General features: G+C 73.6%; 9 protein-coding genes. 4 read left to right on the top strand and 5 right to left on the bottom strand.

All coding sequences use genetic code 11. The features are described from left to right. Positions 1 to 97 precede the first annotated feature (97 nt). Positions 98 to 2,356, top strand: coding sequence for an aspartate aminotransferase family protein (locus SYYSPA8_RS03240; RefSeq protein WP_323445348.1), 2,259 nt, complete (start codon positions 98 to 100; stop codon positions 2,354 to 2,356). A 6-nt stretch (positions 2,357 to 2,362) separates the two neighbouring features. Then, positions 2,363 to 3,715, top strand: a complete 1,353-nt coding sequence (locus tag SYYSPA8_RS03235; RefSeq protein WP_323445347.1) for a PucR family transcriptional regulator — start codon at positions 2,363 to 2,365, stop codon at positions 3,713 to 3,715. A 75-nt stretch (positions 3,716 to 3,790) separates the two neighbouring features. On the opposite strand, the gene SYYSPA8_RS03230 is transcribed toward SYYSPA8_RS03235, so the two are convergent. After that, on the bottom strand, positions 3,791 to 4,969 hold the full coding sequence (locus SYYSPA8_RS03230; protein WP_323445346.1) for an acyl-CoA dehydrogenase family protein: 1,179 nt from the start codon (positions 4,967 to 4,969) through the stop codon (positions 3,791 to 3,793). 232 nt (positions 4,970 to 5,201) lie between these two features. Here SYYSPA8_RS03230 and SYYSPA8_RS03225 point away from each other — a divergent pair, with 232 nt between their 5' ends. Further along, complete coding sequence (locus tag SYYSPA8_RS03225) at positions 5,202 to 5,768, top strand: TetR/AcrR family transcriptional regulator (protein WP_323445522.1); 567 nt, start codon at positions 5,202 to 5,204, stop codon at positions 5,766 to 5,768. Between the two features lie 62 nt (positions 5,769 to 5,830). Here SYYSPA8_RS03225 and SYYSPA8_RS03220 read toward each other — a convergent pair whose 3' ends face one another. After that, positions 5,831 to 7,354: an FAD-dependent monooxygenase gene (locus tag SYYSPA8_RS03220; protein ID WP_323445345.1), complete on the bottom strand. Its 1,524-nt coding sequence runs from the start codon at positions 7,352 to 7,354 to the stop codon at positions 5,831 to 5,833. A 52-nt stretch (positions 7,355 to 7,406) separates the two neighbouring features. Between SYYSPA8_RS03220 and SYYSPA8_RS03215 the strand changes: the two genes are divergently transcribed. Further along, the gene (locus SYYSPA8_RS03215; protein ID WP_323445344.1) at positions 7,407 to 8,042 is read left to right on the top strand and encodes a TetR/AcrR family transcriptional regulator C-terminal domain-containing protein; all 636 of its coding nucleotides are present in this window, start codon (positions 7,407 to 7,409) and stop codon (positions 8,040 to 8,042) included. Here SYYSPA8_RS03215 and SYYSPA8_RS03210 read toward each other — a convergent pair. The 3 genes from SYYSPA8_RS03210 to SYYSPA8_RS03200 all read right to left on the bottom strand — a co-directional run bounded on the left by SYYSPA8_RS03210 (position 8,035) and on the right by SYYSPA8_RS03200 (position 14,519). Continuing rightward, complete coding sequence (locus tag SYYSPA8_RS03210) at positions 8,035 to 11,643, bottom strand: hypothetical protein (protein WP_323445343.1); 3,609 nt, start codon at positions 11,641 to 11,643, stop codon at positions 8,035 to 8,037. The two genes, SYYSPA8_RS03215 and SYYSPA8_RS03210, sit on opposite strands and share 8 nt — an antisense overlap. A 100-nt stretch (positions 11,644 to 11,743) precedes the next feature. Next, positions 11,744 to 13,441, bottom strand: a complete 1,698-nt coding sequence (locus SYYSPA8_RS03205; protein WP_323445342.1) for a hypothetical protein — start codon at positions 13,439 to 13,441, stop codon at positions 11,744 to 11,746. 49 nt (positions 13,442 to 13,490) lie between these two features. Further along, positions 13,491 to 14,519 carry a polyprenyl synthetase family protein gene (locus tag SYYSPA8_RS03200; RefSeq protein ID WP_323445341.1) on the bottom strand — a complete coding sequence of 343 codons (1,029 nt, stop codon included), beginning with the start codon at positions 14,517 to 14,519 and terminating at the stop codon, positions 13,491 to 13,493. Positions 14,520 to 14,521 lie beyond the last annotated feature (2 nt).

The following is a 14,521-nucleotide window of genomic DNA, read 5'->3' as shown; positions in this document are numbered from 1 at the left end:
GCCTTCCGTCCGCACGGACCCCGCCGCCCGGCGCCGGGCCGTGCCGGTCGCCTCCGGCCGCCGCTCGTCTCCCTGCCCTTACGTCATGGAGGACGCCATGGACGCCACGAACACCCCGCCATCCGTACCCACGAGGTACGCGGAGCGCTTCCTTGAGGACATGCTGTCGGCCTGGTGTCTGGACGTGGAGTACGTCCGGGCGCGGGGCGACACGCTGTTCCATCTCGACGCCGACGGCACCGAGCAGGCCGTGACCGACTTCGTCGGCGGCTTCGGCTCGCTCCTGCTGGGCCATCACCACCCCGCCGTCGTGGACCGCACCCGTGAACTGCTGGCGGCGCACACCCCCGTCCACGCCCAGTTCTCCCTGCGCACCCAGGCCCATCAGGTGGCCACCCGGCTCAACGACATCCTGCGCCGGGAGTTCGCCGGTGTGGCGGACGAGCCCGACGGCGGGTACGCGGCGATCTTCGCCAACAGCGGGGCCGAGGCCGTCGAGGCCGCCCTCAAACACGCCGAGCTGGAACGGGTGACCCGCCTCACCGCCCTGCGGGAGGAGCTGGCGGCCCGGCTGCGCGAGGCCGCCGACGCGGTGCGCGCCCGGACCGCCGTCCTCGGCGACCGCGCCCGCGATCTGGTCGGCCCCCTCGGTCCGGACGCGGACCCGGGCACGGTGGCGGGCGCCCTCACCGACGCCGTCGTCGCCCACAACGCCGGGGCCCTGTACCGGCCGCCGCTCCTTCTGGCGCTGACCGGCGGCTTCCACGGCAAGCTGTCGGGCAGTGTCCAGATCACCCACAACCCCGCCTTCCGCGTCCCGTTCGACGGCCTCGGCCCCCGGGCGGTCTTCGTCCCCGCCGACCGGCCGTACGAGCTGGAGCGGGCCATCGCCCACGAGAGGGCGTACGCGCTCGACGCCGTGACGGCGGACGGTGTCGTCGAGCTCGTCGAGCGCGACGTCCCCGTCTTCGCGGCGATGTTCGTGGAGCCGGTCCTCGGTGAGGGCGGGGTGGTGCCGCTGCGGCAGCAGGACGCGCTCGCCCTGCGCCGGATCTGCACGGCGCACGGCATTCCCCTGGTCGTGGACGAGATCCAGACCGGCGCCGGGCGCTGCGGGGCGTTCTTCGCGTCGTCCCTGATCGGGCTGCGCGGGGACTATGTCACCCTCGCCAAGGGCATCGGCGGGGGCATCGCCAAGTCGTCCGTCCTGCTGGTGCGCTCCGACCGCTACCGCCCGGAGTTCGAACTGACGCACAGCTCCACCTATGCCAAGGACAGCCTCTCCTGCTCGGTGGCGCTCACCGTGATCGATCTGCTGGAGGCGGACGGCGGGCGTCTGTACCGGCGGGCCGCCGAGCGCGGGGAAGCCCTCCGCGCGGCGCTGGAGGCGGTCCGCGCGGATTATCCGGACGTCGTCGCGGACGTGCGGGGGCGGGGACTGCTCCTCGGCTTCGCGTTCCACGACCAGTCGGACGCGGTGTCGGCCCATGTGCGGGGGCTGTCACTCGGCGGGTTCTTCGGGTTCGCCGTATCCGGCTATCTGCTGCGGGAGCACGCGCTGCGGCTCATGCCGACCGGGAGCGCGCCCCACACCCTGCGGGTCGAGCCGTCCGCCCGGATCACCGACGCCGAGATCGCGCGGCTCGCGGCGGGGCTGCGCGACCTGTGCGAGATCCTCCGCAACCAGGACGCCCTCTTCCTCGTACGGCCGCTCGCCGGTCCCACGGCGGCCCGTGCGCGCCGTACGGTGAAGGACTTCCGCGCCCCCGCCGTGCCGAGGGGCCTCCCGGCCGGCGGGGCGGGGCCCGTGCCCAGGGTCGCCTACGTCGCCGAGCTGGGTGACCCGGACGCGCTGCGGGCCTTCGACCCGTCCCTCGCGGACCTGGACGACGACGCGCTGGACGCCTTCGTGCGCCGGTCCGCCGTCGCCGGGGCGCTGCCGCCGCTGCCGCCGGTCCGGTTCCGCTCCCGTACCGGCCGGGCGGCCGACCTCGTCGTCCACCCCGTACCGGCCCCCCGGTCCGCGCCCGTCCCGGCGGCGCCGGTCCGTGCCGCACTGCGCGCGGCGGCCGCCGCCGGGGCCTCGGTGATCGCCCTGACCGCCCGTACGGCCGCCGCCGGCGACTTCTCCGTCCCCGGCGTCCCCCTCACCCGGGGCGAGCACTTCGGGGGGCGGGACCTCGTGGCGAGTCCGGACGGCACGTCCCTGCCCCCGGGCTTCGCCCCGGCCGCCGGCGCCCTGCCCGGGGCGGTGGCGGAGGCCCTGCTGCTCGCGCTCTTCGGACCACGGGACGCGGCGGACGGTGCCGCCCTGCACGACCTGGCCGGCGAGCACGGCTTCCGGCCCGCGGGCTGACCGGCGATGACGGGACGACTCATCGACGGGGGCGGGGACCTGGGGGAGGCGACGCGGGCGCTGCTCGGGGCGCTGCGGCCGGACGGCGCAGCGGCCCTCGCGGCGGCGGTGGTCCATCCCCTGCTCCTCGCGGAGGCCGTGTCGCGGGCCGGACGCGCGCCCGCCGGATGGGCGGTCGAGACCTCGGCCGCCCTCCGCGAGGAGGTGGCCCGCCACAGCCGTGCGGCGGGCCCCGTGGAACTCCCCTCCGGTGCCCGGTTCGTGGAGGCTGTGGCCCTGTGGGCGGTCATCGCCCTGCACGACGGCCCACAGCCGCCGGGGGCGCTGCTCACGGAGGTGGACCGGATCACCGGGGAGTGCGCCCAGCTCGGCCTGGGCTCCGATGTGGTGCTCAGATATCTGCGCCTGGTCCATGCCGGGCTCAGCTCGGCCTTCTTCGGCCGCTGCACGGGCTCGGTGGGCGCCGCCGATCAGCCCGCCGTGATGCGGGAGCTGTCCGCCCGGCTCTTCGACGCCGTGGAGGCGGTCGCGTGCGCGGTGGCCGAGCGGTGGGGCGAGGCCCGCGACCGCTGGCTGAGCGGCGCCGACGCGCGGCGTTCCGCGCTGGTACGGGAGATCCTGTCCGGCACGGGGCTGCCGCCCGCCGCATCGCTGACGGCCCGCCTCGGTTACGACCTGACCAGGCGGCACCTCGCGCTGGTGCTGTGGTGCCGGGACCACCCGGGCAAGGGCTGCGCCCGGGACCCGGCCGAGTGGGCGCGGGTCCTGCTGGCGCGGGCGGGGTGCCCGTCGGTGCTCGTCGTACCCGCCGGGCCGTGCCGGCTGTGGGCGTGGGGCGCCAGGTCCGGCGGCGTGCCCGTCCCGGCCGTGACGGCGGACGACACCGGCGGTGTCCTCGCCGCCGTGGGTCTCCCCGGCCGGGGCGTCCCGGGCTTTCGCAGCTCCCACGCCCAGGCGTGCGCGGTGGAACGGGTGGTGCGTACCGCCGGTTCGGCTCCGGCGGTCTACGACTACCCCTCGGTGGAACTGGCGGTGCTGCTCGGCGACGACCTCGGCAACGCCGCCGGCTTCGTCGCCAGGGAACTCGGTCCGCTCGCCGCCGGGGGGCCCGCGACCTCCGCGCTGCGCACCACGGTCAAGTGCTACCTCGACCACGAGCGCAGTCTGTCGACCGCCGCCCGGCAGCTGCACGTCGCCAAGAACACCGTGGCGTACCGGGTGAAGAAGGCCGAACACCTCCTCGGCCGCTCGCTGCGGGTGCGGCCGCTGCGGCTCCAGGTCGCCCTGCATCTCGCGGAGACCCTGGGCACCGCCGTGCTCGCCGCGCCGGACTCCGGGCACACGTCCCCGCCGGTGTGACCGCCGTCGCACCCGGGTGCCGGAGCACCCGGGGCGCCGGCGCGGCCGCTGTCCGTGCCAGGTTCGGTGCCGGGGTCAGTGCCAGGGCGAGACCCCGTCGAGACCGAACAGGGAACGGCTGTAGTCCTCCACGATCACGGGGTGGTTGAGCATGGCGTGCCGACTGCCCGTCTCCAGGTCCCGCCAGTAGCGCTGGATCGGGTTGCTCTTGGCGAAGGCGCTGGTCCCGGCGATGTCGAGGAGGCGCTGTGTGCCCCGGCGGCTGCATTCCAGGGCGGAGGCGCTGTGCATCCGCAGCCGGGCCCGCTCGGCCCGCTCCAGCTCCTGGCCCCCGGCCCGGTCCAGGCCGTCGGCCGCGGCGCGCAGATGCAGCGTGGCGGTCTCCAGCAGATGGGTGGCCTCGGCGAACCACAGCCGTACGGCCGGTGAGTCCGCCGCGTTGTCGTAGGTGGAGTAGGCGATCTGCCGGCCCTTGTCCAGCGCCCGGCGGACCTCGTCCCACACCCCGCGCGCCGCGCCCACCAGCGCGGACAGCGAGTGCAGATTCCCCTTGACCAGGACGGTCGGGGAGAGGAGTTCGTCGTAGCGGCCGTCCTCGCGGCGCGCGGGCACCAGCGCCCGCCGCTCCGGTACGAACAGGTCGACCGCGGTCATGGCGTGGGTGCCGGTGCCCGCGAGCCCGGCCATGTGCCAGGTGTCCTCGATCTCCATCTCCTCCGGGCGGACCAGCGCGTCCACCGCGCCGACCTCCGCGCCGTCCTCGATGAGCGGGACGGCGGCGAGGAGCGCCCAGTCCGACACCCGGCAGCCCGACGCGTAGGGGAAGCGCCCGTTGATGACGAGGCCGTCCGCCACGCGCTGGGCCCGGCACCCGTGCGGACTGGCCGCCGAGAGGAGCACCGCGTCCGGGTTCTCCCCGAAGACCTCCCGGAGCCCTTCCTCGGGCAGCAGCAGGGCGAAGTCGGTGGACGCCGCGTGATTGGCGGCGATCCACCCGGTCGACGCGCAGCCGCGCCCGATCTCGGAGAGCACCTCGACCTGGCCGCGCACATCGACGGGGTGTCCGCCGAAGCGCTCGGGGAGGGTGAGGCGCAGCAGACCCGACTCGCGCAGGGCCCGCATGTTCGGCGCTACGACGTCGCGTTCGCTCTCGGTCCGCTCGGCATGGGAGCGGAACACCGGGATGAGGTCCCTCGCCCGGGAGAGCAACTCCTCGGGGGAGGGTGTCTGCTGGACGGCTCGGTCGACTGTCACGATGGCAGCTCCTCCTCGGGCGGGACGGGGTATCCCGTCGCGTGTCACCCAGTCAACCGCTGGACCGGCCGCCCGCGCTTGGTCCCGGAGTCCACATTCGGCACCGCACCTGGTCGGAGGGACCAGGTGCGGTGAGGGTGGCAGGAGGGCGGCGCCGCGGCCCACCAGGACCGCGTCACCCCCTCTCCATGGTGATAGCTTGTAACGAACGATGAGGGAGGGCATGGCGCGCATGGCGGAATCCGGGACGACCCCCCGCGAGCGATACCGGAACCAGGTCCGGGCGGAGGCCAAGCAACTGGCCTGGGAACAGATCGCGGCGGACGGCGCGTCGGCGCTCTCCCTCAACGCCGTCGCCAAGAGGATGGGGATGAGCGGCCCCGCGCTCTACCGCTACTTCACCGGCCGCGACGAGCTGATCACCGAGCTGATCCGGGACGCCTACCGCAGCCTCGCCGACACCTTCCGGGACGCGGCCGCCGCCGGGGCGGACCTGCCGGACCTGGCGCGCGCCCTGCGCCGCTGGGCCCTCGCGGATCCCCAGCGCTACTTCCTCATCTACGGCACCCCCGTGCCCGGTTATCACGCGCCCGCCGACACCACCACGATCTCGTCGGAGATCATGGCGACCCTCCTGGGCGTCTGCGGCGCCACGGACTCCCCCGCCCCCTTCGCCACGGCCCTGGCCTTCTGGACCCGGCTGCACGGAGTGCTCTCGCTCGAACTCGCGGGCCAGTTCGCCGGCATGGACCTGGACCCGGAGGCCCTTTTCGAGGCCGAGATCGCCACTCTGCGCTGACCGCTTCCGCCGCTCCCCGGCACGGCGGGCACGGCCGACGGTCAGCGGCCGGCGGTCAGCGGTCAGCGGTCAGCCAGGTGGTGGGTGAGGGTGAACGCCCGTTCCGCGGCGGCGGCCAGGGCCGTGTCGTCGCCGTCGGTGCCCGCCCAGGCGACGTGCCCGTCGGGGCGTATCAGGGCGGCGCGCACCGCGGCCCAGGCGCCCGGGGGCCCGTCGAGGGTTTCGGCGTGCACGACGAGGCCCGGCGCGGCCCGGTCCGCGAGGGTGTCGAACGCGCGGGCACCGGTCAGGTCGAGCAGGAGGCAGCCGTCCGGGCGGAGCCGGGAGAACAGACCGCTCCCCGAGCCGGTGAAGGACAGGTCGGGCGCGCGCGTCCCGGTGAGCGGGTGGGCGGCTGCGGGGTCCGGCGCGGGGTAGCGGATGTCGAGCCCGCCGAGGCGTTCGGCCAGGGCCCTGCTGAAGGCCGGCTGGGTGGCGATCATCCTGTTGAGCAGGGAGCGCAGGGCGAGGGCTTCGGTCGTGAAGCCGGTCACCAGGGCGGTCTGGGCGCGGCTGTGCTCCATCAGCTGGACGCCGACGGGGTGGCGCTCGGCGTGGTAGGTGTCGAGCAGGGCGTCACCGGCGTGGCCCCGGATGGTGGCGGCGAGCTTCCAGCCGAGGTTGTGCGCGTCCTGGATGCCGACGTTCATCCCGACACCACCGGTCGGGAAGTGCTGGTGGGCGGCGTCACCGGCGAGCAGGACCCGGCCCCGCCGGTACCGGTCCGCCAGCCGGGTGGCGTTGCCGAACCAGGAGAGCCACACCGGGTCCCGCATCCCGAAGTCCTCGCCCGCGATGGCGATGGTCTTGGCCCGCAGCTCCTCCAGGGTCAGCTCGCCGTGCCGTTCCGTCGCCAGGCTGTCGGGGCTGAGCCCGACGAGGCGGTTGCGCCCGTCGGGCAGGGGCGCGACCATGACTCCGCCCCGGGGCCCGAAGGTGCTGAACCCCAGCCGGGGCGGGGAGTCCAGGGTGACGTCGCCGAGCCAGCCCTGGACGGTGGTGGGCGTGCCGGGGAAGTCGATCCCGGCGGCGGTGCGGACGGTGCTGCGGGTGCCGTCGCAGCCGACGATGTACGCGGCCCGGAGTTCGAGGGGCCCGCCGGGCCCCTCGACCCGGACGGTCACCGACTCCGGGTGCTCGGTGAATCCGGTGACGCGGTGCCCGCGCACGATCCGCGCGCCGAGCGCGTTCGCGCGCTCCTCCAGCAGTTCCTCGGTCCGCGCCTGGGGCAGGGCGAGGGTGTACGGGAACGGGGTGTCCAGCGCGCGGAAGTCGAGCCGGTCGTCGAGCATCGCGAAGTGTCCGCTCGGGATCGGCAGGCCCTCGGCGAGAAAGGGCCTGTGCACCCCGCGTGAGGCCAGGACCTCGATGGTGCGCGGGTGGATGGTGAGGGCCTTGGAGCGCTGGTCGATGTCCGTGCGCTCCTCGACGACGGTGACGGAGACGCCACCCAGCCGCAGTTCGGCGGCGAGCCAGAGCCCGACCGGGCCCCCTCCCACGATGACGACCTGCTGCTCCTGCCGCGTCTGCTCTGTCTGCTGTTCCATGCAACACCCCTAGGTCAGTGACCAATAGCGTGTTTCGCAGTAAACTAGGTCAATGACCAATACGCAAGGGAGCGGGGATCGCGGCCCACGGCTCGACCCCGCGACGGTGATCCGTGCCGCGCTGGAACTGCTGGACGAGAAGGGCCTGGACGCCCTGTCCACCCGGGCGGTCGCCGACCGGCTCGGCGTTCGGATGAACACCGTGCTGTGGCATGTGAAGACCAAGGCCCGGATGCTGGACCTGATGGCGGACGCCGTCATCGGCGAAGCCCCGCTCGACGGCCTTCCGGACCCCTGGGACGCACGCGTCCGCGAACTGGCCCGCCGCTACCGCCGCGCCCTGCTCGCCCACCGCGACGGCGCCGCGCTCGTCGTCGGCACCTTCGCCGCCGAAGCGCAGACCCTGCGCTTCGCCGACACCCTGGTCCAAGCCCTGCTGGACGGCGGCCTGGAGGAGCGCGAGGCCGCCTGGACCACATGGACGATCGTCTACTTCGCCCTCGGGCTCACCCAGGAGGAACAGGCCGCGGCCCGGCAGCCGCTGGACGGCATCCTGGAGAACGCGGTCTGCGGACAGGCCCACCCCGCCCTCCACCGCGCCCTCGCCCATCTCGGCCCGGAGTCGTTCGGCGAGCGGTTCGAGTTCGGCCTGTCCAGGATCCTGCCGACGGGGGGCGAACCTAGGTGAGTTCCGCCGCCTTGGTCGTGGCGCACTGCTTCATCGCGTCCCAGATGCCCTCGCCGAGGCTCTCGAAGAGCTTCTCCGGGTTGTCCTCCAGGTAGCCGACGATGTCGTCCCACTTCTCGATGCCGAACGTCAGGTCCAGGTCGAACCCGACCAGATGGACGCCCGCGAGGTAGGCGTCGCAGCCGGCCGTCAGGTGCAGATTCGCACCACTGGAGTCGACCTTCAGGTCGAAGCCGCCGTTCGCCTCGATGCCGACCAGGGTGCCGCCGGCGATGGGGATGCCCCCGAGGAGGGCGCCCCGGGGCAGCTCGACGCCGAAGTCCAGGCCGACGCCGGCGGCCGCGTGCAGGCCGCTGCCGGTGTCGAGGGTGCAGGTGACCTCCGATCGCAGGATGCCCAGGACATCGGCTTCGAGGGTGAACGCGAAGCCGTCGGCGCCCAGCAGGGCCTCGACGGCGACGGAGATCCCGAGGAGGGCGACCTTCCCGGAGAGGTAAAGGATCTTCTCCGGGAGGTGGTGTTCCTTGATGCCCCGGGTGTCCAGGAGGTACTGGGGGCCCTTGGTGCCGTCCTTGTCCGAGAGGGTGAACCACTCCCCGATGGTGAGGGGCTGCGCTATCGCACTGCTGGCGTAGAGGCCGTCGTTGCCGATGCCGACCTCGAAGCGCCAGTTGTTGCCGAAGAAGTCGATGTTCCCCTTGCCGTAGTAGCCCTGGTCCCAGTGCTCGTCCAGCGGGCTCGTCCAGCCGCCGGGGACGGTCACGGCGCAGAGGCTCAGCTCGTGCAGCACGATCTTCTTCAGGAAGGCGAGCGCGTCCGGCGGGGAGACGACGATCGCCAGGATGTCCCACAGGGAGACGCCCTTGTCCTGGTCGGCGGTGGTGAGGGAGAACCGGAACACCGTGACAAAGGGTTCCGGCTCCAGTCCGCCGACGACATCCAGCTCCAGATCGGCCGGGCCGATGGTGATGGACCCGCCGAAGCCCAGGGTGAGACCGCTCGTGCCGCCGCCGATCTGGGCCCAGAACGCCTCGATGTCGAAGCCCTCGATACCGAAGGCGTTCTTCCAGGCGGGCCCGGGTGGCGGGGTGTCGGCCTCGACGAGGCGGCGGGCCGCGTCGTGCACGAGCCGCCCGCCGACGCCGGTCACCAGGGTGGCGGGGAGGACCGTACGGCCCCGTCCCTCCAGCGCGAAGGCCAGGTGGCCCGGGGCGGGCTGCCCGGCGGCCGTGCCGAGGGCGGCGTCGGCGGGCTGGAGGGTGAGGAAGAGGGAGAAGCCCTCCTCGGACACCGATCCCCCGGCCGCGAACCGCAGCAGGGTCTGTGGTGCCGAACCCATCGCGGGCACGGTGAAGTTCCACGAGGTCGTGAGGGCGATCCTGAGCTGGGCCGGCTGGATCTCCACCGCCAGCCCGCCGAAGCCCGCCCGCAGCCTCTGCTCGGCCACGGACGCCCTGAACACCGAGTTCCGCACCGGTGAGGTGAGGACGGCCTCCAGCTGGACCCCGGTGGCGACGCCCTCGAAGAGGGCCTTCAGGGGCTCCAGCGGTCCGGTGAAGCCGATCTCGGTGAAGAAGGTGAGGCCCTTGTCCAGGGTGGCCGGGAGCGTGTCCGGGGCGGAGCCCGCGTCGAGGGTGACACCGTCGGCGGAGCAGACGGCCAGGCCGGACTTGGCGAAGGTGATGTCCCCGAGAAGGCCCAGGACCTCGGACCAGCCCGGGACCTGGTTCGGCGCCCATGTCCAGCCGTCCTGCCAGATGGCGGCGGCGAACTGGGTGCCGGATGCGCCCTTCGCGGCCTTCCCGGCCAGGGTCAGCGCGGTGGATCCGGAGAAGTCGACGGTGCTGCCGACCGTCAGCTCGTGGCCCGTGCCCTCGTCGGGCTCGCTCGCCTGGGCCCCGCCGAGGCGGAGTCTCACCGTCGAGTCACGCAGCTCGACCCGGGGCAGGCCGTCGGGCAGGGGCACGTCGATACGGCAGGCGAGCGCTTCGAGGAGGGCGGTCAGGTCGGTCTCGGGGAAGGTGCCGCCGAGTTCGAAGGTGCCGGGAAGGTGCCAGGCGGCGTCGAAGACGATGCTGCCGTCGCCGCCGGCCGGGCCGAGGCTCGCCTGCCCGGCGAGGGTGCCGGTGGTCTTCGCGGCGGCATCGGCGAGGACCGCGGGCCGCACCGTCGTCCCGCCGTCCCCGGGGGCGGCCGTCTCCTCCTTCTTGCGTTCCACCTCCAGGGTCACCTGGTCGAGTTGGAGGCGGGTGGCTCCGATGTCGATGTGCCACTCGGTGACCACGGTGGCCGACAGCCCGTACTCGCCGCGGGTGGGTACGGCCGTGCCGTGGAACTTCTTCAGCGTCAGGTCCGGTACGCCGCTGAGGTCGGCGCCCGGGAGGACGTGCCGGAGCACGTCCGCGAGCCGCGCGGGTGTCCCCTCGTCCAGGGTCAGGTCGAAGCTGCCGGGCGGGATCGCCGCCGACGCGTGCAGGGCGACGGCGCCCGCCACGGTGAAGTCGCCGTATCCGGTGACGGTGGCGGAGCGGGCCTGCCGGAGCGGTGCGGTGACGGTCAGCCGGGCGCCGACGCCCGTCACGGCGAGGTCGTCCCCGGCGATGGGCCAGGAGATCCCGGGCTTCGCCGAGGCCCCGACGGTGATCGCGGCCAGGGCCGCGGACAGGCCGTCACCGATCTTCGTCCGGTCCAGGGTGACGCCGACATCGGTGAGCACGACGGTGTCACCGAGGGTGAACCCCTGGTCGGTCAGCTGCCGCACGGCCACGCCCGTGCCGTACCACCCTGCGAGGACGGGCGTGCCCACATCCCCGGCCGGCAGCGCGTCCACGGCGAGCACGACCTCGTTCCCGTCCGCGGGCAGAGCCACCGAGAGGGCCGCTCCGACGCCCTCCCCCAGGACGAGGTCCGCGGCCAGGCGCAGCCCGTACGCCAGGGGGGCGCCCTCGCCATGCGACCCCGCCCGCAGGGAGAAGTCACCGCCGAACTCCTGCGACGGCTCGGGTACGGAGCTGAGCGCGATCTCCGTCACGACCCCGGCGCCGACGGGACGGCGCAGCACGGGACCGGTCAGCGAGAGGGCGGCCCGCGGGCCGCGTACCAGGGCGACGAGGGTGCCGAGCGGCTGCGGGTCCAGGACAGAGGGCGCGTGGAAGGTGAGGCCCTGGCCGAGGGCGGGGCGGCCGTCGCGGGCGGGGCGGGGCACGGAGGTGAGCAGCAGTTCGGGCCGGGGGTCGCCGAAGGCGAGGCCGGCCAGGTCGCTGCCCCCGGTGTCGGGGAAGGAGACCGCGAACGTCCAGTCCGCGGGCGTCGCCAGGGGGAGGAAGAGGGTCGGGTCCCCGTCGACGGGGTCGAGTCCGAACTCGATGCCGGTGATCCGGGCGCGGGTGAGGCCCAGGGCATCGAGTTCGCCGCCCACGACGACGGTGTTCGTCTCCGGGTGGTCCTCGCGGTGGAGCGCTGTGACCGTGAGGGTGCCGGCGTCGAGCCAGGTGCCGATCAGGGCGGCGGCCGGGCCGCTGCCGAGGTCGGCCGCCGCGAGGGTGAGGGTGTCGCCGGTGGTGTGCCGGTCGAGCAGTGCTTGGAGTTCGGTGAACCGCATGCGGGTGGCCTTCCGGGCGGGGGCGAGCCGGCGTACGGGAAAAGGGGCGTACGGGAGCGGGGGCGGGCCGCTCGGCGCCCGGTCCCACCCCGCGCGGCGGTCAGTCCGCCAGCTTCTGGGCGATCACCTTGCGGGCGTTGTCCGTCAGGGCCTTGGCGATGTCGTTCCTGCGTCCGTCGATGCCGTCCTGGACGCCCTGGATGAAGCCGTCCTTGATGTCCTTGGTGTTGAGGATGGTGTGCACGGCGTCGTCGGGCAGGCCCTCGACATGGACGCCGATGTCGACCTGGTCCCGGTCGATGCCGGCGGCGACCGAGCGCAGGCCGATGGTGAGGGAGTCGGCGTCGGGCCCCGAGAAGGACAGTCCGAGGGCCACGGAGGGCTGTTGCGCGGTGGTGGTCATGGTGCCGTCGAGGTGGTCGCCGGACTTGACGAAGGTCGCCACGACCGAGGCGGCGATGGTGATCGGTGTCCGGGAGATCCGGCCGAACCTCAGGGTCGCGTCGACGCCTTCCGCGACGAGGGCGGCGTCCTCGGCCGGGACGAGCACGTCGGCGATGCCGCTGATCGTGACGTCGTTGAGGGTGAAGTTCACCGGGACGCCCATGACCTGCTGGTCGCCGAGGTCGATCGTGTCGATCGACAGGGGGTCCAGCCGCGGATCGCTGGACGACCGGACGACGGTCGGCGGGTAGAAACCGGAGTCCGTGTCGTTGACCGAGGCCCGCACCCGGTCGAGGAGGTAGACCTCCAGGGGGCCGTCGCCCGCCGGCGGCCGGCCGCTGTCCGCCGGGAGCGCGCCCGTGCCGAAGACGTCGTCCAGGGCCTGCGCCAGCTGTTCGGTGACGGAGCCGGAGAACTGGGTGCGGAAGTCGTCCGCGTCGAGGGTGGCGGCGAGCCTGGTGGTGAGGGCCTCGGCGGCGTCGGGGCTGTTGAAGGCCAGGACGGCCGCCCCGATCCACGCCTTGCGGTTGCCGTCGGTGATCGTGTCGCCGTCGATCGTGAGCCGGTCCTGATCGAGGGTGTACACCGGGGTGGAGACCACGGTGACGGACTCGACCGTCACCGTCGCCGTGCGGCCGGACCCGGAGCCGGTGGTCCCGATGCCCAGCAGAACGTCGAACACCAGCTCCTCGATGGTGAACAGGAACTCCCCGCTGCCCGCGATCGTCTGGGACGGCCATTCCACCCCGTACGGCTCCAGGCCGTCGGCACGGACCGTGGTCGGCTGCTTCAGCGAGGCGTCGAGGACTTCCGCGGCGCCGGCCGAGTCCGGGTCGTCGATGACCACGACATGCTGGACGAGCCGGTAGGAACCCTCGACGGTGATCTTCGGCTGGTAGCCGTGGCCGTCGTAGGCGCCGGTCGTGACCCGTACGGTGCCCCGGTAGCCGTTGTCCGTCGCGGTGATGCCGCTCAGTTCGCCCACGGACGCGTTCGGCAGGCCGGTGACGGTGACGGAGGACAGGGTCAGCGCGGGGTACTGGTCGCCGGGGTCGCGCTGGCTGTCGAAGTCGTCCAGGCTGTCCGGTATTCCGCCCGCCCCGTCCCTGGTGGCGCGGTCGTAGGCGCTGCCGACGAAGTTCCACCAGCCGACGGCGATGGAGTCGGCGATCGTCGTGCCCGCGTCGCCCGGCAGCTCGCCCAGCTCCCAGGTGTCCACCGTCAGCGGTGACAGGCCGCGCCCGTCGGGGGTGCGGACCCCTTCCAGGACTTTCGGCAGCCAGTAGCGGCTGTCCGGGTCGTTGAGCCGCTTGCGCAGGGTGGCGTAGACGAAGTCGACCAGGGCCTCGGTCATGGCGGTGCTCCTTCTCGGGGGTACGGGTGAAGAGGGCCGGCGGGACGGGTCAGGGCCTTCGGTCGACGACGTGCAGCGCCAGATCCTCCAGGGCGTACCGGTAGGCGCTCGCGGGGAAGGGCCGCAGCAGCTCGATGGCTTCCAGGGCCTGGGTGCGCGCGTCGGCGTAGGCGCGGGCGAAGCCGGTGGTCGCGCGGACCTGGGCGACGCACCGTTCCAGCTCCCCGGCGGCCAGGGGCTCCCCGCGCATCACCCGGGTCACCCGGTGGTCGGGCCCCAGCTCCTCCATCGCGTAGACGAGGGGCAGTGAGGCACGGCGGCGCAGGAGGTCCATGCCGCGCGGCTTGCCGGAGTCGGCTTCGTCCTGGGCCAGGTCGAAGAGGTCGTCCATGACCTGGAGCGCCCGGCCGAGGCGGCGGCCGGCGAAGCCCGCGCGGCGGGCGTCGCCGGTGCGCCCGCCGGCGAGGGTGACGCCGGCTTCGGCGGCCAGGCCGAAGAGGACGGCGGTCTTGCGGTCGGCGGTGCGCCAGTAGTGCTCGATCAGCCGGGCCGGTTCCTGGTTCAGGTCGGTGCGCAGTTCGTCCAGTTCGCCGCAGCCGATCTGGAACGCGGTGTCGAGGACCAGCTCGATCAGGGCCATGTCGCGGTCCCGGTCGACGGTCCTGACGAAGCCCCGGATGGCCTGGACGAACTGGAGGTCGCCGACGAGGACGGCGGTCTCCATGCCGCGTGCGGCGTTGACGGACGGCAGCCCGCGGCGCAGTGCCGAGCCGTCGATGACGTCGTCGTGGATCAGGGTCGCCACATGCAGCATCTCCAGGGAGACCGCTCCTTGCAGCACCTTCCCCGGCAGGGGCGCGGAGCCGAGGACCATGCGCGCGGCGAGCAGCAGGACGGCCGGGCGGATGCGTTTTCCCTGCTGGTAGAGGGCGCGTTCGGTGTCGCTCAGATAGTCCTGCTGGGGGGCGAGCGCTTCGTCGAGTACGGAGGCGAAGGGCGGCCGGTCGCCGGCCAGCGGCCCGGCCCAGATCCTGGCGGTGGCGTCCTCGGCGGGGGCGCTCGTGTCGAGGATGAGCACGG

The organism is Streptomyces yaizuensis, assembly GCF_034961445.1.
In the GTDB taxonomy this organism is placed as follows: domain Bacteria; phylum Actinomycetota; class Actinomycetes; order Streptomycetales; family Streptomycetaceae; genus Streptomyces; species Streptomyces yaizuensis.
This window is presented reverse-complemented; position numbering and strand designations above follow the sequence as displayed.